The organism is Bradyrhizobium sp. dw_78, from assembly GCF_018449525.1.
Taxonomy (GTDB): domain Bacteria; phylum Pseudomonadota; class Alphaproteobacteria; order Rhizobiales; family Xanthobacteraceae; genus Bradyrhizobium.
On the sequence record NZ_JAAVUS010000004.1, the window covers coordinates 174,691 to 195,749 of the forward strand.

Consider the following 21,059-nt stretch of genomic DNA (forward strand, 5'->3'; position numbering starts at 1 on the left):
CGCCCTATCCGGCGGCGGGCAGGACAACGCCCAATTTTACGGAACCGGGCGGCTTAGCCTTCCTTCAGCGCCTGATCGAGCAATTGCCGGCAAGCGATCAATTCCTGCAATACGGCTTCCAGCCGTTCGGTGCCGGACGGAAGCACCAGATCGGCGACGCCGGCTATGGCGCCGTCGTCATCATCGAAATCTTCGTCCTCGTCCGCTGCGGTACGCGGGGAGGCCGCGCGCTCCTCCGCGCCTTCATAATCATCATCGTCGGCGTCGATGCCATGATCGCCATCGTGATCCTCATCCTGGAGGCTGCGCCCGACCGCCGCTTCGATGGCGCCGAACGAGGCCGGCGCCGATGCATCCGCCAGCGCCTGAACCGACTTGATGCCGTGCTCCTTGAGAATGCGCTGCACCCCGCGGATGGTGTAGCCCTCGCCGTAAAGCAGACGGCGGATACCCCTGAGCAAATCGACGTCGTCCGGACGGTAATAACGCCGGCCGCCGCTTCGCTTCATCGGCTTGATCTGGGCGAACCGTGTTTCCCAGAACCGCAGCACGTGCTGGGGAATGTCGAGATCGTCGGCGACCTCGCTGATGGTTCGGAACGCATCCGGCGCCTTGTCCAAAGGCTCGCTCCTGTTCGATCGCCCCGTTTGACGAATATGCGATCGGCTGATCGCCGATCAGCCGGGACCGCTCAACCTTCCAAGGAATCGGCCTTGGCTTCGCCGTTGGTGACGGCGTGACCGTTGATCCGCTGCTTCAGGATCGCCGACGGCTTGAACACCATCACGCGCCGCGGCGAAATCGGCACCTCGGTGCCGGTTTTCGGATTACGACCGATCCGCTGACCTTTTTTGCGTACCATGAACGAGCCGAAAGAGGACAATTTCACCGTCTCGCCCTTCTCGAGGCAATCGGTGATCTCCTTCAGGACAAGCTCGACAAAGGCGGATGATTCCGTGCGTGACAGGCCCACCTTTTGGTAGACCGCCTCGCACAGATCGACGCGTGTGACTGTTTTTCCGGTTCCGGTCATCGCCTGCCCCGCACTCTCAGCGAACAATTTCTGTACCAAAATTATGAGCTTAACGCACGATGGTCAACAGCGCGATCAATGCAGCGGCATGAATGACCACTGCAAAATGCAAGAACTTCTTAACGCAACGCTTACCAGCGCAGCAGCGCCGAACCCCAGGTGAAGCCGCCGCCCATGGCTTCCAGCAACACCAGATCGCCCTTCTTAACACGGCCATCGGCAACCGCCACCGAGATCGCCAGCGGGATCGAAGCCGCTGACGTATTGCCGTGCAGATCGACGGTCAGCACGACCTTCGGCGGTGCAATATGCAGCTTGTGCGCCGAAGCATCGATGATTCGTTTGTTGGCCTGGTGCGGAATGAACCAGTCGACATCCTCGGCGGTCACGCCGGTGGCGCTGAACGCATCCACGATCACGTCGGTGATCATGCCGACGGCATGCTTGAACACTTCGCGGCCTTCCATCCGGAGATGGCCGACCGTCTGCGTCGAGGACGGGCCGCCGTCGACATAGAGCTTCGATTTATGCCGGCCATCCGAGCGCAAATGCGTCGTCAAAACGCCGCGGTCGGAAGATTTTCCGGGTTGCTCCTGCGCTTCGAGCACGATGGCGCCGGCGCCATCGCCGAACAGCACGCAGGTGCCGCGGTCGTTCCAGTCGAGAATCCGCGAGAAGGTTTCGGCGCCGATCACCAGCGCGCGCTTGAACGAGCCACTGCGCAGGAAATTGTCCGCGGTGGCCAGCGCGAAGACGAATCCCGAACATACCGCCTGCAGATCGAAGGCGGCGCCGTGATTGATGCCAAGACCGTTCTGCACGGCGACCGCGGTGGCGGGAAAGGTGTTGTCCGGCGTCGAGGTCGCGAGCACGATAAGGTCGATCGATTGCGCGTCGACCCCGGCATTGGCAAGCGCCGCCTGTGCGGCGTTGATCGCCAGATGCGACGTGAACTCGCCTTCAGCGGCAATATGACGCTGCCGGATTCCGGTGCGCTGCACGATCCACTCGTCGGAGGTGTCGATCCGGTCAGCCAGTTGGGCATTGGTCAGGATCTGCTGCGGCAGATAGGAGCCGCAGCCGAGCACGACCGAGCGTATTGCAGTCACGAGACAGCCTCCTGCGCGGCCGGAGCGAGTGCGCTGCCGTTGCGATTGAGCATCTGATTGATCTTGGTCAGGAGATTATCGTGGACCATCTCATAGCCAACGTCGACCGCATAGGCAAAGCCTTCGGCATCGGCTCCGCCGTGGCTTTTGACGACGATCCCCCTTAATCCGAGCAGCACGCCGCCGTTGGATCTGGTGGGATCCATCTTGTTGCGCAGCGCCTGGAAAGCATCCTTGGCGAAGAGATAACCGATACGCGAACGCCAGGTCTTCCTCATGGAGGCGCGCAGGAATTCCGCCATCTGCCGCGCGGTGCCTTCGGCGGCCTTCAGCGCGATGTTGCCGCTGAATCCCTCGGTCACGATGACATCGGCAACCCCCCTGCCGATGCCGTCGCCTTCCACGAAACCGATATATTCGAGCTGGGGAAGATCCATCGCACGCAACAGCTCCGCGGCCTTGCGGATCTCCTCGCCGCCCTTCACTTCCTCGACGCCGATATTGAGCAGTCCGACGGTCGGCCGCTCCAGATCGAACAACACGCTGGCCATGGCGCTACCCATCACCGCCAGCGTCATCAGATGATGAGCATCGCCGCCGATGGTGGCCCCCAGGTCGAGCACGACGGAATCACCGCGCAGCGTCGGCCACATGGCCGCGATCGCGGGCCGGTCGATGCCGGGAAGCATATGCAGGTTGAAGCGCGCCATCGCCATCAAGGCGCCGGTATTGCCCGCGGATACCGCGACGTCGGCTTCGCCTTTCTTGACGGCATCGATGGCGAGCCACATCGACGAGGCCTTGCGGCCACGGCGCAAGGCCTGGCTGGGCTTTTCCTTCATGCTGATGGCGACGTCGGTGTGGATGACACGCGACGCGGCTTTCATGGCCGGATGCTTGGCGAGCTCGGGCTCGATCGCCGCGCGGTCGCCGAACAACAGAAATTCCGTATCTGGATGCCGGGACAGCGAAACCGCGGCGCCGGGAATGACGACCGATGCGCCGACATCACCACCCATGGCGTCAAGCGCGATTCGAACCTTTTGAGGCATGAACGTCCCGGAAGCCTGATCCCTTTGCGGAACCGAAACGCTCGGCCGCGAAATCTGAAAACACCGCTGACAGCGGCGATCGGCGAAACGCCACGTTGTGCGCCCCAGCCGGGCCGCGACAATAGCGTGTCTTCACCCCGACACAACCTCTTGACCGCTGTCTTTTGGTCATCTCGCTGTTCCCTGACAGAATCGGAGCAGGAAAACAAGTCAAGACAATTCAACATGTTATGTTGAACTGTGGAGCCGCATCCGGACCCGCTTCAACCGCAATGCGAGATCAACAATCTTCATCCCCGCTTCAGCGCTTGCCCGGCTTTTTCCCGCTGGAGGGCTTGTCGTCGAGCTGCAGCGCCTTGAGAGCCGCGAACGGATGATCTTCGGGATCGGCGGCAACGACCACCGGCTCGAACACCGCGTCCGGCTTGCGTGGATAGGGATCGATGGCCAGGAAGAGCACATCGGTCGCTAACCGGCCAAGGTCGATCATGCCATTTTCGATCGGCTCCGGCGGGTCAGGAATATCGTCCTCGCTTTCGGCCGCATCGTCGACCAGGGTGGCCAGTTGCGGAATTTGCTCCGGCGGGGCGAAAATCAGGTCGATTGTCTCATCGATATCGTTCTCGATCGGATCGAGCGTTACCACACAGGTCTGTCCAACCCGCGCCCGTACCCTTCCCGCGACATGGAAACGACCGCCACTCTGGGGGGTCACCTCGAACGAAGCATTGGCCGAGAGGATCTCGCGCAGGCCCGCAACGGCTGCCATTGCATCCAGCGTGGCGCGGTCGGCTTCCAGGTCGCGCTGCAATCCGGTCTCCGGTATCTGCGCGACCGCGACCGGAAGGCGCCAGGGATTTGCTCTATCGGTCATGCGGTCCGTCCTGTTCATGGCTGCGTGTCCGGGTTGGCCGGCAAAGGAAACTTGCACGATGCGCCCTTTAACGCCGCGTCGTCATATTCCATCAGGGTTGCGATAGCCGCCTCGGCATAGCGGGCAAGCTGCCGCGCTTTTTCGATCCCTTCTCCATTCAATATATTCTTGCAGATCGCCTGCGCCAGCGCCTCCTCACCCGCCGTCAGCGCGCGATCATAGGCTGCGGCGCGCCCATAGAAGGCTTCGCCAAAGGCCTGCATTCGCTTCGGCACCGTGAGATCGCCCACGCCCATCTCGCGCAGATTATCGTCCATATCGACACAGAAACGGTCGAACAGCGCCTGGGAAAGCTCGACGCCGCCCTCGGCCGAGTTCAGCCGCCGCAACACCATCCACAAATGCAGCACCAGCAGGTCAAAACGGCCGTTAACCGTATCCGGCACGGCCAAATCCCGATAAAATGCCGGTTCTCGCGCTTGCGTCACGATCATGCCATAGATGGCCTCAATGGTGCCGCGCGCGGCCATCCGGGGTTTTCTAAAGTGGTTGAACGGCCAGGGCATTGTGGTTTCCGCGCGAGAAGCCGTCGGGCCGGCGCATGTTGCAATCCTGCGTGCAGCCCGGTACGTCAACGCCAGACGCGATGCAAGGGGACGGGACCGGTTCCGGAATGACTGAGACGAGTAGTCTGACACGCGCGCGTTCGCAACGCCGTCCGGCCACGCGCTGGCATGCCGCCGGTACGGCCGTGGCCATCGCCCTGATGTGCGCGACTTTGGGCGGCTGCCTGAGCCTCACCGGCGAGCAGTTTCAAAGAGGCTATATCCTGCCGCCGGGCGCTCTCGAGCAAATTCCGATCGGCGCCAGCCAGGATCAGGTGTTGATCGTGATGGGGACGCCCTCCACCGTCGCGACCCTCGATGGCGAGGTGTTTTATTACATCTCCCAGCGCGCCGAGCGGCCGCTGGCGTTCATGGAGGACAGGATCACCGACCAGAGGGTGATCGCCATCTATTTCGACAAGAATCGTCAGGTCCGCCGGCTCGCCAATTACGGGCTGAAGGACGGCAAGATCTTCGACTTCATCAGCCGGACCACCCCGACCTCGGGACAGGAAATGAGCTACCTGACGCCATTGTTCAAGCTGATGAGCTTCAATTAAGATCGTCGGCTGCCGAACCCCGACTCGCTCCGGAAAGAAAACCCGCAGGCCACGCCTGCGGGTTTTTCTTGATCCGCTACCGCCGCTCAGCGCGCAAGGATCGCCAGCAGCAGCAGCGCCACGATGTTGGTGATCTTGATCATCGGGTTGACGGCAGGACCCGCCGTATCCTTGTAGGGATCGCCGACGGTATCGCCGGTGACCGCCGCCTTATGGGCGTCGGAGCCCTTGCCGCCGTAATGGCCGTCTTCGATGTATTTCTTGGCGTTGTCCCAGGCGCCGCCGCCCGAGGTCATCGAGATCGCCACGAACAGGCCGGTCACGATCACGCCCAACAGCATCGCCCCCACCGCCGAGAACGCGGCCGACTTGCCGGCCGCGCCGCCGCCGGCGATCACGTAGATCAGGAAGTAGACGACGATCGGCGACAACACCGGCAACAGCGACGGAATGATCATTTCCTTGATCGCGGCCTTGGTGAGCAAGTCGACCGCCTTGCCGTAATCGGGCTTGTCGGTGCCCTGCATGATGCCGGGCTTCTCGCGGAATTGACGCCGCACTTCCTCGACGATCGCGCCGGCCGCGCGGCCGACCGCGGTCATGCCCATCGCACCGAATAGATATGGCAGCAGGCCGCCGAACAAGAGGCCGACAACCACATAGGGATTGTTAAGCGAGAAGTCCGGATTGACGCCGGCAAAATAGGGATGGTTGGCAGAGTCTCCAATAAAGAATTTGAGATCCTGATTGTAGGCCGCAAACAGCACCAGCGCGCCAAGGCCGGCCGAGCCGATCGCGTAACCCTTGGTGACCGCCTTGGTGGTGTTGCCGACCGCGTCCAGCGCGTCGGTCGATTTGCGCACCTCCTTCGGCAGGCCGGCCATCTCGGCGATGCCGCCGGCGTTGTCGGTCACCGGGCCGAAGGCGTCGAGCGCGACGATCATGCCGGCCAGCGCCAGCATGGTTGTGGTCGCAATCGCGATGCCGAACAGGCCGGCCAGGCTGTAGGTGACGAGGATGCCGGCGATGATGACGAGCGCCGGCAGGGCGGTCGATTCCATCGAGATCGCGAGGCCCTGGATCACGTTGGTACCGTGACCGGTGACCGAAGCGGCTGCGATCGACTTCACCGGGCGATAGTCGGTGCCGGTATAATATTCGGTGATCCAGATGATCAGGCCGGTGACCACGAGACCGACGACGCCGCACTCGAACAGCGCCATGCCGGTGTAGTCGACGCCGGCGAGCTTGTCGAAGCCGACCAGCCAGTAGATCGCGCCCGCGACACCCACGAGCGACAGGATGCCGGTTGCGATCAACCCCTTGTAGAGCGCCCCCATGATCGACTGGCTGGCGCCGAGCTTGACGAAGAAAGTGCCGATGATCGAGGTGATGATGCAGATGCCGCCGATCGCGAGCGGCAGCGTCATCATGTTGGCGAGCAGCGGCGATTTGGCGAAGAAGATCGCGGCAAGGACCATGGTGGCGACCGCAGTCACCGCATAGGTCTCGAACAGGTCGGCCGCCATGCCGGCGCAATCGCCGACATTGTCGCCGACATTATCGGCGATGGTGGCCGGGTTGCGCGGATCGTCCTCGGGAATGCCGGCTTCGACCTTGCCGACGAGATCACCGCCGACGTCGGCGCCCTTGGTGAAAATGCCGCCGCCGAGGCGCGCGAAGATCGAAATCAGCGACGCGCCGAAGCCGAGCGCGACCATCGCGTCGACAACGGTGCGGCTGTTCGGCGGCAGATTCAGAATATGGGTGAGAACGGCGAAATAGATGGTGACGCCGAGCAGCGCCAGACCGGCGACGAGCATCCCGGTGATCGCACCGGCCTTGAACGCAAGCTCGAGCCCGCCCGCGAGCGACGTGATGGCGGCCTGCGCGGTGCGCACATTGGCGCGGACCGAGACGTTCATGCCGATGAAGCCGGCGGCGCCCGACAGGATCGCGCCGATCGCAAAGCCGATCGCGACCAGTGCGCCGAGGAAGTAGGCGAGCAGCGCGAAGATCACGATGCCGACCAGACCGATCGTGGTGTATTGGCGCTTGAGATAGGCCTGCGCGCCTTCGCGCACCGCCGCCGCAATTTCCTGCATTCGCGGACTGCCGGCGTCCGCTTTCAAAACCGATGTCGTGGCCCAGATCGCGTAAAGAATGGACAGCGCCCCGCAGAGCACAATCACCCATAATGCTGTCATGGAATTTGCCTCGGATCCCTGATGTTTTCCCCCGCGCCCTTCCCGCAACAGCGGTGAGCACATTTAATGGGGGCTTATCCGTCTATAAAGGGCGCCCCCAAATCGTGCGAAACCATGCCAAAATCACAACCACCGCGCAATGTGCGCCAAAGATTAAACCCATCGATTTTCGAAAGGTTCTGCCGAGGAGACTGCCGTTTTCGCCGGAATCCTAGAAATGACTGTAGGACAGGCGTTGCAGCGCCAATTCCTGGCCCTCGGCGTCGATAAATCTCGCAGCCGCGGAGCCCGCTTGAATGACGCCGATCGAGGTCACCGGCACCGCCGCAACCGCAGCCGCCCGGACGAAGGCCTCAAAACGGCTCTCCGGGATCGCGCATAAAATCTCGTAATCATCCCCGCCGGTGATCAGGGCTTCAACGCCGACGATGCCGCGCGCGAGCAAGCCGGCCGCAGGAACCGATAACGGGATATCGACGACGTTGACGGCTGCCGACACGCCGGACGCCTCGCAGAGCTTGGCGAGATCGCCGGCAAGACCGTCGGAGACGTCCATCGCCGCGGTGGCGAAATCACGGACGGCGTTCGCCAGGGCGTTGCGCGGCTGCGGCACGCGATAACGCCCGGCGAGCATTTCATGGGCGGCTGCGTCGCCGGCAAGCGCGGTGGCAACCGGACCGCCTTTCAGAACCGCGAGCCCCAGCGCAGCGTCCCCAATTGTGCCCGTCACCACGACACGGTCGCCGGGCTGCGCGCCGCTGCGATGCACCATCCGGTCCGGTGCGATGCGTCCAAACGCGGTCACCGAGATCATCAACGGACCCGGCGTGGAAACCGTATCGCCGCCAAGCAGCGGACAGCCGAATTGCCGCGCGTCCTCGCCGAGTGCCGAGGCAAAGGAACTGAGCCAGGCTTCATCGGCCGCGCGCAACGCCAGCGTCAGCACAAAGCCCGCCGGCGCAGCGCCCTTCGCCGCGAGATCCGAGAGATTGACCCGCAGCGCCTTGCGCGCCAGCGTGCCGGGCGGATCGCCCGGCAGGAAATGAACGCCTTCTATAATGGCGTCCGTCGTTACCACGATATCGTCGTCTGATGCCTTCAGCGCCGCCGCATCGTCATTGAGTGCGAACGCGCCGGGATCGGTCGCAATCGGCTTGAAATAGCGCGCGATCAGCGAGTCTTCGCCGGATGCGTGCCGCACGCTAGCCACGAACGAACTCGTCGGCGCGGAACTGGCGTGCGATCTGGTCGAGCACCGCGTTCACCATGCCGGTCTCGTCCTTTTCGACGAAGGCGTGCGCGACATCGACATATTCGGATACGACGACGCGTGCGGGAACATCCTTGCGATGCTCCAGTTCATATGAACCGGCGCGCAGGACCGCACGCAGGATGGCGTCGATCCGCTTCAGCGGCCAGCCTTTGGAGAGCGCCTCGTCGATCAACGGATCGAGCTTGGTCTGATCGCGCACCACGCCGGAGACGACGTCGCGGAAGAACGCCGCCTCCGCCGGCAGGTATGTGTCGCCTTCGACCTCGTTGCCGAGCCAATGGCTTTCGAATTCGGCGAAGATGTCGTTGAGGCCGGCGCCTGCAATATCCATCTGATACAGCGCCTGCACCGCCGCGAGCCGCGCGGCGCCGCGCCGGTTGGCCTTCTTTTCCGGGGCTTTCACAGCTTTGTTCGGGTTATCGGCCATGATCAGGTCTTTGCCAGCCGGCGCTTGATCCGCAGCATCGCCAGCGCCGCCCGCGCCGCGTCGCCGCCCTTGTCGAGTTCGCTGGCGCGCGCCCTCGCCCAGGCCTGCGCGTCGGTGTTGACGGTGATGATGCCGTTGCCGAGCGGAATTTTCCGGGCTACCGCCAGGTCCATCAGCGCACGCGAGGACTCCATCGAGACAATCTCGAAATGGATGGTGTCGCCGCGCACCACGCAGCCCAGCGCGATCACGGCGTCATAAGGCTTGCCGCGGCCCGCGGCCGCATCGAGCGCGATCGCCACCGCCGCCGGAATTTCGAGCGCGCCGGGAACCGTGATCACGTCATGGGTGAGGCCCGCGGCTTTCAGTTCCGAGACCGCGCCTTCCATCAGGGCATCCTGGATGTCGTCATAGAAGCGCGCCTCGACGATCAGCGCGCGCGCGCCTGAAATGTCGGTCTGGTCTTTTAACGGTGCGCGCCGTGCGTCTGCCATCAATTGTTATCCAAAAACGTCATTGCCGGGCTCGACCCGGCAATCCATCTTGTTAAGAGGATGGATACGCGGGTCAAGCCCGCGTATGACACATTTATTGTCCAAGCCTATTTCTATTCCAAACCTACTTCATTTCCGACAGCCGCGCGGCGTAGCGCGCCATCAGATCGACCTCGATATTGACCTCACCGCCGGCACGCCAGCCACCGAGCATCGTGACATTGAGCGTATGCGGAATGATCAGCACCGAAAACACCACGTCTTCGACCGTATTCACGGTCAGCGACACGCCGTCCAGCGTGATCGAGCCCTTGATCGCGACGAAACGCGCCAGTTCGCGCGTGGTTCGCAGCTCGAACCGCGCCATGTCGGTCAGATCGTCGCGCCGGACGATGGTGGCAATGCCATCGGCGTGACCGGCGACGATATGGCCGCCCAGTTCGTCGCCGATCTTCAGCGCCCGCTCGAGATTGAGCCGGGTGCCGGCCTGCCAGTGCCTGGCGGTGGTCATGGCGAGCGTTTCGGCGGCGGCATCGACCTCGAACCAGGTCCTGCCCTGCTCGACGCCCGAGGCAACCACGGTCAGGCAAACGCCGTTGCAGGCGATCGAGGCGCCATCCGCGATGGTGGCGCGATCGTAACGGCAGGCGATGCGCATCCGGTGCAACTGGCCCTGCCGCGTTGGCGTCAAGGCGGTGATCTCGCCGATATCGGTGACAATGCCGGTAAACATTAGGCGCGCCCGTAGATGGTCAATGTATCCTCATCCAGCTTTTCGCTAGCACGAACCCGAAACGCCGGCGACTGGGTGACGGCCGTGAGCGGCAATGCGTCCAGCGCGGCGATGCCGTCGGCGCCGATCGCCCGAGGCCCGCGCAGCAGCCAGAACTCATCGGCGAGGCCAGCGGCGACAAAGGACGACGCGACCCTGGCGCCGGCTTCCACCAGCAACCGCGTAATACCTTTCTCGGCCAACGCGCTCAGCACGGCTGCGAGATCGAGCCCGGGCGGCGATGCGCTCGTGGCGGCAATGCGGATTATTTGAGCGCCGGCCGCGCCAAGTTTGGCGGCGGCGGGGGCTTCGGCGAGTTCCGACGTCATGACCCATAGCGGTATCTCGCGCGCGGAATGCACGAGCTTGCTGGTGCCCGGCAGGCGCAGCGCGCGATCCAGCACCACCCGCACCGGCGAGCGCGCTTCCATGCCCGGCAGGCGGCAGGTCAGAAGCGGATCGTCGGCCAGCACGGTTCCAATGCCGGTCAGAACGGCGTCGCATTGCGCGCGCAACAGATGCACCCGCGCCCGCGCGGTTTCGCCGGTGACGGCGACCGGCCTGCCACCGGCGGCACCGATCCTGTCGTCTTGCGACACCGCGAGCTTCAGGATGACATGGGGGCGCTTGTCGCGGATGCGCCGGAAATGCCCGGCATGATCATGCGCCGCCTCGGCCGCACCGAGCCCGATATCGACCGCGATGCCGGCGGCGCGCAGCCGGGCATGGCCTTGCCCGGCCACTTCCGGATTGGGGTCTTCGATCGCGGAGACCACGCGCGCGATACCGGCTGAGATGATGGCGTCGACGCAAGGCGGCGATTTGCCGAAATGCGAGCACGGCTCCAGCGTCACATAGAGCGTGGCGCCGCGCGCGGCCTCGCCGGCGCGCTTGAGCGCCTCCGGCTCGGCATGGGGACGGCCGCCAGGTTGAGTCCAGCCGCGACCGACGATGATACCGTCCTTGACCACGACCGCGCCGACGGCGGGATTGGGCCAGGTCCGCCCCTGCCCGCGCCGGCCCAGCGTCAGCGCAAGCTGCATGAAACGCTGGTCGGCGGCTTTCGGCGGCCTGGATTTTTCCGCGAGCCGGTCTTCCGGGATGCGGAAGATCATTTGCGCAACAGGACCGGCCGCTGGTCTTCCTCGCCGGAGAGTTCGCCGAGCACGGTTTCGAAATCCTTTGCCTCGCGAAAATTGCGATAAACGGAAGCGAAGCGGACATAGGCGACGTCGTCGAGCTGGCGCAGATGCTCCATCACGATTTCGCCGATCGCCTCCGACGAGATCTCGGCCTCGCCGCCGCTCTCGAGCTCGCGCACGATCGTCGAGACCATCCTCTCGACCCGCTCGGAATCGACCGGCCGCTTGCGCAGGGAGATTTGCAGCGAGCGCACCAGCTTGTCGCGGTCGAACGGGACGCGGCGGCCGTTGCGCTTGATCACGGTGAGCTCGCGCAATTGCACGCGCTCGAAGGTGGTGAAGCGGAAATTGCACGCGATGCAGACGCGCCGGCGCCGGATGACGGAAGAGTCCTCGGTCGGACGCGAGTCCTTCACCTGCGTATCGAGGCTGTTGCAACTCGGACAGCGCATCCGGCGTCACCCCTTCACTGATAGATCGGGAAGCGGTCGGTGAGCGCCTTGACCCGTTCCTTGATCGCAGCCTCGACCAGCGGCGCCTGCCCGTCCTGCGATTGCGAAATCGCGTTGAGCACTTCGGCGATCATGCCGGCCACCTGCTTGAATTCGGCGACGCCGAAACCGCGCGTGGTCGCGGCCGGCGCTCCCAGACGCAGGCCCGAGGTGACGAACGGCTTTTCCGGATCGAAGGGAATGCCGTTCTTGTTGCAGGTGATGGCGGCGCGCACCAGCGCCTTTTCCGAGACGTTGCCCTTCAGGCCCTTCGGCCTGAGGTCCACCAGCATCAAATGGTTGTCAGTGCCGCCCGACACAATGTCGAAGCCCTGGGCGCGCATCGCTTCCGCCAGCGCCTTGGCATTCTCGACCACATTCTTGGCGTAGATTTTGAACTCTGGGCGCAGCGCTTCGGCGAATGCGACCGCCTTGGCCGCGATCACATGCATCAAGGGTCCGCCTTGCATGCCCGGGAAGATCGCCGAATTCAGCTTCTTGGCCAGCGCCTCATCGTTGCAGAGAATGAGCCCGCCACGGGGGCCGCGCAGCGACTTGTGCGTGGTGGTGGTGGTGACATGGGCGTGCGGCACCGGCGAGGCGTGGACGCCGCCGGCGACGAGCCCCGCGAAATGCGCCATGTCGACCAGGAAATAGGCCCCGACACTGTCGGCGATTTCGCGGAAGCGCTTGAAATCCCAGGCGCGCGAATAGGCCGATCCGCCGGCGATGATCAGCTTCGGCTTGACCTGTTCGGCCTGCTTCGCCACCGCATCCATGTCGATGATCTGGTCCTCGCGCCGCACCGTATAGTGCGAGGCCTTGAACCATTTGCCGGACATGTTGACGGGCGAACCGTGGGTGAGATGGCCGCCGGCGGCGAGATCGAGACCCATGAAGGTATCGCCGGGTTGCAGCAGCGCCAGGAATACCGCCTGGTTCATCTGACTGCCGGAATTGGGCTGCACATTGGCGAATTGTGCGCCGAACAATTTCTTGGCGCGATCGATCGCCAGCGTCTCCACCACGTCGACCCATTCACAGCCGCCGTAATAACGGTGGCCCGGATAGCCCTCGGCGTATTTGTTGGTCAGCACCGAACCCTGCGCTTCCAGCACCGCGCGGCTGACGATGTTCTCCGAAGCGATCAGTTCGATCTCGTGCCGCTCCCGGCCCAGTTCGCCCTTGATCGCAGCCGCGATCTCGGGATCGGCTTCGTTAAGCGGGGCGGTAAAGAACGAGTCGGGCGCTGAAGTGGTTTTGACACTGGCAGAAGAGCTCATAGGCGAAATATCCCCACCGCCGCAGCCTGTTAAAGGCGTTGCGGGCGGTCATTTGTGGCGGTCGAAAAGCTGGTTCGCTGGAATTACCACATCGCCCGGAAATGGCCAAGCGATTGCGGTACAGCCCGATATTTATGCAAGATATGGTGGGGGTGCCGGATATTGCCAGGGATTACCGGCCTGTACGGACGGGCCGGATCAAAGTCGGAACAACCGGTGGTTTCGCTGGCAGGGACTGGAATGGAGGAATGCCTTTCGGCCCCAGGTTTACGCACAAGCATCCACCTTCCCGCAGCGCAACACGCCCGAGTCATGCGGCAATCGCTCGCCCGAAAACAGAGGGCGCAGCGCGCCCCTCAAATGAGGGCGCGGGGAAGGCCGGGTGGCCGTTGCACCCGCAGCCTCGCGTGCAAAATAGATAAGCACACGAGTTCGTCACCACAGGTACACCGGGACAGCCCGGCCTTCCCTGCGCAATGGTTTTAACGGCTTACTCCGCGCTCTCCCCGGTGACCGGGCTTTATTGTCACCGTCATCAGTGCAATGCGAAGCATCATCACCAACTTGACGCCAGCGTCGGGGCGTCAGGACCACACGGCTTCGCCGTCCGCGTTCACCGGCGTTCGTCTCTCGCCGCTGCCGCGTCCACCGCTTCCCGCGCCCAACGTCCGTGACGATCGCGATACGCCCCTCTTGCGGGTGCGGGATGGCGAGGGTTGTTAAGTTGATTTGGGTCGGGCCGGAACGGAAATATTTTTAAGAAGAGGGCTGGACAGGCAAATCACCGGATATGGAACAACGAGCCGGCCGCGACAGCAGGCCCGCCGAAGCAGACCCAGGGCGCGGCACGACCAGATTTTTCACAGCCCCGTAAAGCCTGCCTTCACCGGGTCGGTGCTGCCGTCGCGTTCGCGTAAGTAAGTCAGGCCGCACACCGCGAGGCGATGCGGATCCTTTTCACCGGCCTCGAACAGCGTCGAGACATATTCCGTTACCTTGGCGCGCGCCTCCCCGCTGGCGGCGGCGGAGCAATTTACCAGCAGCACATAGGTCTGCATGATGCGGTCGATCGCAGCTTCCATGATATCCTCTGGGCTGTGGTTCAAGGAAGCAGCGCGGCTTCGAATTTCGCGATCGCCTTGTTGGCGAGCTTGATCCTGTTGGATTCGCCGCGGTGAAACATGCCGACGATGAGCTGGAGCAGCCGGTCGTTGGGGACAATACCGTCGGCGGGGATCGCGCCGGTCTTGCGCAGATAGTTCGAGGCGATGGCATAGGCATCGCCGACCACCCCGACGTCTATTACCTGCATTCCCTGATCGACCAGCATCGCTTCGGTCCTCCGATACGGAAAAACAAAGCCGGGACCGAAAATAGGTTCCGTTCCGGAACGCCAATTTTTTGCGATGCCGAAAACCAAAAAATAAAGCGCCCCGGATCGGAACCCGGTGCGCTTTTCGGGAAGCATCTTGTAAAAACCTGGGCCACCGGTCTTTTAGAGCTCGATGACTTTTCTTCGAATAGTCATCGAGCTCTATCTTTTTTATTTGAGCATGATCTCTTCGGAAAACCGGATTCCACTTTTCCGGATCATGCTCTTAGGACGCCGGCTTGGCCGTTCTCGCCGGTCTCAGAGCCGGTACAGGATCTGGTCGGTCCAGAACCGCTCGAGCCGGTGCAGCGACTTGTTCAGGGTCGCGAACTCCTCGTTCGAGATGCCGCCGACCTGCTCCACCGTCTTGACGTGCTTCTGATAGAGCGCCTCGACGATACGGCGGATTTCCTGGCCCTGCGGCGTCAGGCGGATACGGACCGAGCGGCGATCAACGCGCGAACGCTGATGATCGAGGAAGCCCAGTTCGACCAGCTTCTTCAAATTGTAGGAAACGTTGGAGCCGAGGTAGTAACCGCGCGTGCGCAATTCGCCCGCGGTCAGTTCCTTGTCGCCGATATTGTAGAGCAGAAGCGCCTGCACCGAATTGATGTCCGCGCGACCACGGCGATCGAATTCATCCTTGATGACATCCAGCAGGCGGCGGTGCAGCCGCTCAACCAGAGTCAACGCTTCAAGATAGAGCGACTGCACCGGAGCTTGGCCGGAAGCGCGCTCAGCGGTTTCCACCGCCGTGGCAACGGCTTTGATCATGACACTTCCCCTGTTGTCGTTTTATCGACTTATTCGACGAAACTTTTGTCCCGCCTGATAGGTTCAACTTAAGGGGCCGGTTTGAAGATCAGCTTAAATAAGACAATAAAGAGATCGTGAATTTAAGACAGTGAATAGCGGATTAAGCCCTTGGCACAAGGGCTTTTTGCAACTTTTCATTGACGGTGGAAGCGCGATGTTCACGCTTCGTATGTGCGACTTGTCGCATATGGAAACAGCATCATTCAAATTGGAAACGTCCGCGTAACAGGTATGGCAACCGTGTCAGGGTGACTGAAAGGTTACCGGAAAAATTTGCGGAAAATTGCGCACTGCAAACTTGGATTTGCCCAATCCTTCCCGACGCGCTTTCTTCACGCCGACCGGTATCCCCCGCTTCCAGGTCCGGCGCAGGCTCTTCCGGGGCGGGCCGTCGCTCGAAAACGCTTTATGGCGGCCGTTCGCGCGCCGCCATCCAGGCCAGCGCCAGATAGGCTGCCAGCGTCAGGGCTTCGAACACCACCACGACCAGGCTGCCGCCATAGATTGCGGGGAACATCAGTTCGATCACCGCCATCGAGACGATGGTGGTGAGCCAGACCACCGCGCCCCACGGCGTCGCCAGCCACAATCCGACGGCAGCGACAAGCTCGATCACCGCGAAATACACGGTTGCGGTTTGCCAGGCCATGCTCTGGTTTTCGAACGCCTCGTCCTCGCTGCCGACGAACCCCGTGACCTCCGCCCAATGGTAGAGGCCTTCGGCGATCGAGATCATCGCCATGATGCGCAGGAAAAGCACCAGCCTCCGGGTCCAGACGCTGTCGTCCGGTTCGATCCGTTCGGACGAAATCGCCGCAACCGACATCGCATCCCGCGAAGGGTCGCGGGATGGGGCCTCAGGCGTGTGAAACGGCGTCCATTTTGCGAAAAGAATTGGCCTGATGCCTCTTGCTCGATGACGAAGAGTCGCTCCGGGCGCAGTCTTGGCCCGGCGGGACGGTGAAATCAATTGGGCGTCAGATCCGGGCTGCCTTGCGGTGACGCCGTCCGCGCAAGGTGCTAGATTAAAATCGATCAAAATCGGTCGGCAAATCCGGTCCGCAGAACTGGCCTGCCGCTTTCAGGAGTATTCGGCTATGGCGATCAAATTTGGGCGTCCCATCGAAGTGCGCGACGCGCCGCGGCAGAAAGCCGCCATCGCCGCCTCCCCGCTCGATCTGACGGTCCGTCTCCGCCGCAACCGCAAGGCCGAATGGGCGCGCCGCCTGGTGCGGGAAAATGTCCTGACCACAAACGATCTGATCTGGCCGCTTTTCGTGGTCGGCGGCCACAACCAGCGCGCCGCCGTGGCCTCGATGCCCGGCGTGGACCGGCTCAGCGTCGATCAGGCGGTGCGCGAGGCCGAGCGCGCGGTGAAACTGAACATCCCCTGCCTTGCGCTGTTCCCCTACACCGAGCCTTCGCTGCGCGACGAGCAGGGTTCTGAAGCCGTCAATCCCGACAATCTGGTCTGCCAGTCGGTCCGCGCGATCAAGAAGGAATTCCCCGATCTCGGCATGCTCTGCGACGTGGCGCTCGATCCCTTCACCAGCCACGGCCATGACGGGCTGATCGAGGACGGCCGGATCCTCAACGACGAGACCGTGGCGGTCCTGGTGCGCCAGGCGCTGGTGCAGGCGGAAGCCGGCTGCGACATCATCGCGCCGTCCGACATGATGGATGGCCGCGTCGGCGCCATCCGCGAGGCGCTGGACACCGCCGGGTTCCTCGACGTGCAGATCATGGCCTATGCGGCGAAATATGCCTCCGCCTTCTATGGCCCGTTCCGCGACGCCATCGGCTCGGCGAAGACGCTGACCGGCGACAAGCGCACCTATCAGATGGACAGCGCCAATTCCGACGAGGCCTTGCGCGAGGTCGAACTCGATATCGCCGAAGGCGCCGACATGGTGATGGTCAAGCCCGGCATGCCCTATCTCGACATCGTGCGCCGGGTCAAAGACACCTTCGCGATGCCGACCTTCGTCTATCAGGTGTCCGGCGAATACGCGATGATCGCGGGCGCGGCGGGCAATGGCTGGATCGACGGCGAGCGTGCGATGATGGAAAGCTTGGTGGCATTCAAGCGCGCCGGCGCCGACGGCATCCTCACCTATTTCGCGCCACAGGCGGCGGAAAAACTGAAGCGGGAGTCGTAGGGCCGGCAAAAGCGCATTTGCGCCGAGTCCCACCATACGGGCTGATCGGGTTTTGAGAGGTGGGCACGCGGAGCCTATCATCGGGCGGCGCTCCGCGCCGACCCTTAGGCTTCTCGCAATGACGGGAAGAAGCCGCGGAATCGCCAGAATATTGCGCTTCGTCATGGCAGCGAGGCCTTGCAAGTAGATGGGCGATTGCCATGTCCTCGCGGTGAAAGAGGCTTCCTCTTGGAGGACTGAACATGTCTTACAGCGGTTCGGATCGTAGCGGCGGCGCGTGGCGTCGTGACGGCGGGGTTTCGCCGCATGCCTTCGATCCCTGGATGCAGCCGGAATTGTTTCGCGGCGTGTTGACGCGGCGGGTTTTCGCGTTCCTGATCGACCTGATCGTGCTGTCCGTCCCGGTGATCCTGGCCTGCATCTTCATCGCCGTGTTCGGCCTGATCACGCTCGGGCTCGGCTGGGCGCTGTTCTGGCTGGTGTCGCCGGCTTCGGTGATCTGGGCGCTGGTCTATTACGGCTCTTCGCTCGGCGGGCCGCATTCGGCGACGCTCGGTATGCGGGTGATGGATCTGGAGATGCGCACCTGGTACGGCGCCCCCAGCTATTTCGTGCTGGGCGCCGCCCACGCCCTGCTGTTCTGGGTGTCGGTATCGTTCCTGACGCCGTTGGTGCTGCTGATCGGGCTGTTCAACGGCCGCCGGCGCCTGCTGCACGACATCATTCTGGGAACCGTCATCATCAACAGCTCGGTTCGTGTCCCGATACCGCAGCCGGCGCGGACGTTCTGAGCGAACCTGCCGGACCGGATGTCGCGGCCCGTAAATTGATTGACCATTCCCCACGACAGCGCGATGCTGCGCTTTCAGTTTCCTGCTCCGAAGTTTGCTCCTCGTTGCGGCGATCGCCCTGGCGAAATTCGGTCTAGCGAAGTTCGGATTCAAAAGGAGACTGGAAAGATTTAGGTTCTAATATGATTTGGGTTCAGAAATTCTCTCTTGCTGGACTCGCGCCAAGGTTGAAATTTTTTTGAACCCCCGCATTCGCCGCTTTGGAGCCTGACGATATCCCGTGACCCAGCATTCGCGTGACACCCCGCAGTTCTATCTCACTGCACCCTCGCCCTGCCCCTATCTGCCGGGCCGGCACGAGCGGAAGGTGTTCACCCATCTGGTCGGCGAAAAGGCCGGCGATCTCAACGATCTTTTGACCCATGGCGGATTCCGGCGCAGCCAGTCGATCGCCTACCGGCCGGCCTGCGACCAGTGCCGCGCCTGCGTTTCGGTTCGCGTCATCGCCAACGAATTCCGGCCCTCGCGCAACTTCCGCAAAATCCTCTCCCGCAACGACGACATCATCGGCGAACAACGCAGCGCGGTGCCGACATCGGAGCAGTATTCGGTGTTCCGCGCCTATCTCGACCAGCGCCACCGTCACGGCGGCATGGCCGACATGACCGTGCTCGACTACGCCATGATGGTCGAGGACAGCCATGTCGAAACCCGCATCATCGAATACCGCCGCCGCAACGCTGACAGCGGCATCACCGGCCGCGGCGCGGACCTGCTGGCGGTCGCGCTGACCGACGTGCTCAACGACGGATTGTCGATGGTCTATTCGTTCTTCGAGCCGGCGGAGACAAACCGCTCGCTCGGCACCTTCATGATCCTCGACCACCTCAACCGGGCGCGGCGGCTGGGACTGCCTTACGTCTATCTCGGCTACTGGATCGAGGGTTCGAAGAAGATGGACTACAAATGCCGCTTCCTGCCGCAGCAGCGGCTGGCGCCGAGCGGCTGGCTGCGCGTCGATGCATCCGGCAACGTGGCGTCGGAACCGCAGGATTGAGTCGCGAATTCGCTACGCGCCATTCGCCCTTCCCTACCCGTTGACATAATCCCACACCAGCTTCGCATTCAGCGCGATGATGGTTGCCGCGGTGAGCGTCGCCAGCACGGTCAGCCAGCGCGGCGCCACGAACGGTCCCATCTTGGCCCGGCTCGCCGTGAACATCACCAGCGGGACCACGGCGAATGGCAGCTGCAGGCTGAGCACCACCTGGCTAAAAATCAGCAGTTGACCGGTCGCCTTCTCGCCGGCCCAGACCGTGACCACCACCGCCGGCACGATCGCGATCATCCGCGTCACCAGCCGCCGCAGCCACGGCGCAACCCGGAGGTTGAGGAACCCCTCCATCACGATCTGGCCCGACAAGGTCGCGGTGATCGTCGAATTCAGCCCGCAGCACAACAGCGCGATCGCAAACAGCGTCGGCGCCAGCGTCGAGCCGAGCAGCGGCGCCAGGAACGCATGCGCCTGGTCGAGCTCGGCGACATCGATCTGGCCGGCGCGGTGATAGGTCGCCGCCGCCAGGATCAGGATCGCGGCGTTGATGACCAGCGCCAGGCACAGCGCGATCGAGGAATCGATGGTCGCAAGCCTGATGGCTTCGCGCTTTTCACCATCGCTGTCGCCGTAACGGCGGGTCTGCACCAGGCCGGAATGCAGATAGAGGTTATGCGGCATCACGGTGGCGCCGAGAATGCCGAGCGCCAGATACAGCATTTGCGGATTACGCAGGATCTCGGTGGAGGGCGCGAAGCCGCGCAGCACCGCCCCCCAATCGGGATCGGCCATTGCGATCTGCACGGCGAAACAGGCCGCGATCACCCCCAGCATCGCCACCACGAAGGCCTCGATCCAGCGAAAGCCGAACGCCTGCAATGCGAGAATGAGAAACACGTCGGCGGCGGTGATGATCACGCCGATCTGAAGCGGAATGTGAAACAGCAGATTGAGCCCGATCGCGGTGCCGATCACTTCGGCAAGATCGGTCGCGGTGATCGCGATTTCCGCCGACAGCCACAGCGGCAGCGACACAAAGCGCGGAAAGGAGTCGCGGCAGGCCTGGGCGAGATCGCGTCCCGCACCGACGCCGAGCCGCGTACACAGCGATTGCAGCACGATCGCCATCAGGTTGGACAGCAGCGCAACCGTCAGCAGCGCGTAGCCGAACCGGGAACCGCCGGCGAGCGACGTCGCCCAATTGCCGGGATCCATGTAGCCGACGGCGACCAGATAGCCCGGTCCCAGGAAGGCCAGCAGTTTACGCCAGAACGACCCGCCCTGCTTCGGCGTCCGCACCGAGGCGAACATGTCGGCCAGCGACGGCTCGCCCCGTTCGGCGCGCCAGCCCGATCCCTCCGGCCGGGGGACCGCCGCAGCCTTGGCCGCGGTGTCAGGGGACGGGCCGGGAGTTCGTGCATCCATTTTTCAAAGATGGCGTATCTTTTCTTTTATTGCAACTCATTTGCAAATGCAGCTGGTTGGAACCCCTGCCTGTCTTACCGCAGGCATCGGGGAAGCGGTGCTGCCATCGTGCAGGCACAG

Annotated in this window: 23 protein-coding genes; 4 read left to right on the forward strand and 19 right to left on the reverse strand. The window is 63.0% G+C overall.

Features of this window, described 5'->3' with window-relative positions; genetic code table 11:
* Nucleotides 1-53 precede the first annotated feature (53 nt).
* From HB630_RS12655 to HB630_RS12680, 6 genes are all read right to left on the reverse strand, one after another.
* The gene (locus HB630_RS12655) at nt 54-620 is read right to left on the reverse strand and encodes a MerR family transcriptional regulator (protein ID WP_213772587.1); all 567 of its coding nucleotides are present in this window, start codon (nt 618-620) and stop codon (nt 54-56) included.
* A 71-nt stretch (nt 621-691) separates the two neighbouring features.
* Nucleotides 692-1,033 carry an integration host factor subunit alpha gene (locus tag HB630_RS12660; RefSeq protein ID WP_213772588.1) on the reverse strand — a complete coding sequence of 114 codons (342 nt, stop codon included), beginning with the start codon at nt 1,031-1,033 and terminating at the stop codon, nt 692-694.
* A gap of 131 nt (nt 1,034-1,164) precedes the next feature.
* Nucleotides 1,165-2,142: a beta-ketoacyl-ACP synthase 3 gene (locus tag HB630_RS12665; RefSeq protein WP_213772589.1), complete on the reverse strand. Its 978-nt coding sequence runs from the start codon at nt 2,140-2,142 to the stop codon at nt 1,165-1,167.
* A complete protein-coding gene (gene plsX, locus HB630_RS12670; protein WP_213772590.1) occupies nt 2,139-3,194 on the reverse strand; it encodes a phosphate acyltransferase PlsX in 1,056 nt (351 codons plus the stop codon). The genes HB630_RS12665 and plsX overlap by 4 nt, the downstream gene beginning before the upstream one ends.
* A 301-nt stretch (nt 3,195-3,495) precedes the next feature.
* Complete coding sequence (locus HB630_RS12675; RefSeq protein WP_213772591.1) at nt 3,496-4,068, reverse strand: DUF177 domain-containing protein; 573 nt, start codon at nt 4,066-4,068, stop codon at nt 3,496-3,498.
* A gap of 14 nt (nt 4,069-4,082) precedes the next feature.
* A complete protein-coding gene (locus HB630_RS12680; protein WP_213772592.1) occupies nt 4,083-4,634 on the reverse strand; it encodes a ubiquinol-cytochrome C chaperone family protein in 552 nt (183 codons plus the stop codon).
* Between the two features lie 107 nt (nt 4,635-4,741).
* Between HB630_RS12680 and bamE the strand changes: the two genes are divergently transcribed.
* Entirely contained in the window at nt 4,742-5,233 is a 492-nt protein-coding gene (gene bamE, locus HB630_RS12685) for an outer membrane protein assembly factor BamE (RefSeq protein WP_213772593.1), read from the forward strand.
* 86 nt (nt 5,234-5,319) lie between these two features.
* Here bamE and HB630_RS12690 read toward each other — a convergent pair whose 3' ends face one another.
* The 12 genes from HB630_RS12690 to HB630_RS12745 all read right to left on the reverse strand — a co-directional run bounded on the left by HB630_RS12690 (nt 5,320) and on the right by HB630_RS12745 (nt 16,336).
* Nucleotides 5,320-7,440, reverse strand: a complete 2,121-nt coding sequence (locus HB630_RS12690) for a sodium-translocating pyrophosphatase (RefSeq protein WP_213772594.1) — start codon at nt 7,438-7,440, stop codon at nt 5,320-5,322.
* A gap of 211 nt (nt 7,441-7,651) precedes the next feature.
* Complete coding sequence (thiL, locus tag HB630_RS12695) at nt 7,652-8,650, reverse strand: thiamine-phosphate kinase (RefSeq protein ID WP_213772595.1); 999 nt, start codon at nt 8,648-8,650, stop codon at nt 7,652-7,654.
* Entirely contained in the window at nt 8,643-9,140 is a 498-nt protein-coding gene (gene nusB, locus HB630_RS12700) for a transcription antitermination factor NusB (protein WP_213772596.1), read from the reverse strand. Before nusB ends, thiL begins: the two co-directional genes overlap by 8 nt.
* Nucleotides 9,141-9,142: 2 nt before the next feature.
* Nucleotides 9,143-9,634 carry a 6,7-dimethyl-8-ribityllumazine synthase gene (gene ribH / locus HB630_RS12705; RefSeq protein ID WP_213772597.1) on the reverse strand — a complete coding sequence of 164 codons (492 nt, stop codon included), beginning with the start codon at nt 9,632-9,634 and terminating at the stop codon, nt 9,143-9,145.
* A 124-nt stretch (nt 9,635-9,758) separates the two neighbouring features.
* Nucleotides 9,759-10,367, reverse strand: a complete 609-nt coding sequence (locus tag HB630_RS12710) for a riboflavin synthase (protein WP_213772598.1) — start codon at nt 10,365-10,367, stop codon at nt 9,759-9,761.
* Entirely contained in the window at nt 10,367-11,521 is a 1,155-nt protein-coding gene (ribD, locus tag HB630_RS12715; RefSeq protein ID WP_213772599.1) for a bifunctional diaminohydroxyphosphoribosylaminopyrimidine deaminase/5-amino-6-(5-phosphoribosylamino)uracil reductase RibD, read from the reverse strand. Before ribD ends, HB630_RS12710 begins: the two co-directional genes overlap by 1 nt.
* Nucleotides 11,518-12,000, reverse strand: coding sequence for a transcriptional regulator NrdR (gene nrdR, locus HB630_RS12720; protein WP_213772600.1), 483 nt, complete (start codon nt 11,998-12,000; stop codon nt 11,518-11,520). The genes ribD and nrdR overlap by 4 nt, the downstream gene beginning before the upstream one ends.
* Before the next feature lie 14 nt (nt 12,001-12,014).
* Nucleotides 12,015-13,322 carry a serine hydroxymethyltransferase gene (gene glyA, locus HB630_RS12725; RefSeq protein ID WP_213772601.1) on the reverse strand — a complete coding sequence of 436 codons (1,308 nt, stop codon included), beginning with the start codon at nt 13,320-13,322 and terminating at the stop codon, nt 12,015-12,017.
* Nucleotides 13,323-14,182: 860 nt separating this feature from the next.
* Nucleotides 14,183-14,404 carry a hypothetical protein gene (locus HB630_RS12730; RefSeq protein WP_213772602.1) on the reverse strand — a complete coding sequence of 74 codons (222 nt, stop codon included), beginning with the start codon at nt 14,402-14,404 and terminating at the stop codon, nt 14,183-14,185.
* A 20-nt stretch (nt 14,405-14,424) separates the two neighbouring features.
* Nucleotides 14,425-14,652 (reverse strand): hypothetical protein, encoded by a 228-nt coding sequence (locus tag HB630_RS12735; protein ID WP_213772603.1) that lies wholly within the window; start codon nt 14,650-14,652, stop codon nt 14,425-14,427.
* 300 nt (nt 14,653-14,952) lie between these two features.
* A complete protein-coding gene (locus HB630_RS12740) occupies nt 14,953-15,468 on the reverse strand; it encodes a MarR family winged helix-turn-helix transcriptional regulator (protein ID WP_213772604.1) in 516 nt (171 codons plus the stop codon).
* 448 nt (nt 15,469-15,916) lie between these two features.
* Nucleotides 15,917-16,336 (reverse strand): DUF6163 family protein, encoded by a 420-nt coding sequence (locus HB630_RS12745; protein WP_213772605.1) that lies wholly within the window; start codon nt 16,334-16,336, stop codon nt 15,917-15,919.
* A gap of 271 nt (nt 16,337-16,607) precedes the next feature.
* Between HB630_RS12745 and hemB the strand changes: the two genes are divergently transcribed.
* From hemB to HB630_RS12760, 3 genes are all read left to right on the forward strand, one after another.
* Nucleotides 16,608-17,669, forward strand: a complete 1,062-nt coding sequence (hemB, locus tag HB630_RS12750) for a porphobilinogen synthase (RefSeq protein WP_213772606.1) — start codon at nt 16,608-16,610, stop codon at nt 17,667-17,669.
* Nucleotides 17,670-17,911: 242 nt separating this feature from the next.
* Nucleotides 17,912-18,460 carry an RDD family protein gene (locus HB630_RS12755; protein ID WP_213772607.1) on the forward strand — a complete coding sequence of 183 codons (549 nt, stop codon included), beginning with the start codon at nt 17,912-17,914 and terminating at the stop codon, nt 18,458-18,460.
* A gap of 280 nt (nt 18,461-18,740) precedes the next feature.
* A complete protein-coding gene (locus HB630_RS12760; RefSeq protein ID WP_213772608.1) occupies nt 18,741-19,517 on the forward strand; it encodes an arginyltransferase in 777 nt (258 codons plus the stop codon).
* 33 nt (nt 19,518-19,550) lie between these two features.
* Here the strand turns inward: HB630_RS12760 and HB630_RS12765 are convergent, their stop codons facing one another.
* The gene (locus HB630_RS12765) at nt 19,551-20,939 is read right to left on the reverse strand and encodes an Nramp family divalent metal transporter (RefSeq protein ID WP_213772609.1); all 1,389 of its coding nucleotides are present in this window, start codon (nt 20,937-20,939) and stop codon (nt 19,551-19,553) included.
* Nucleotides 20,940-21,059 lie beyond the last annotated feature (120 nt).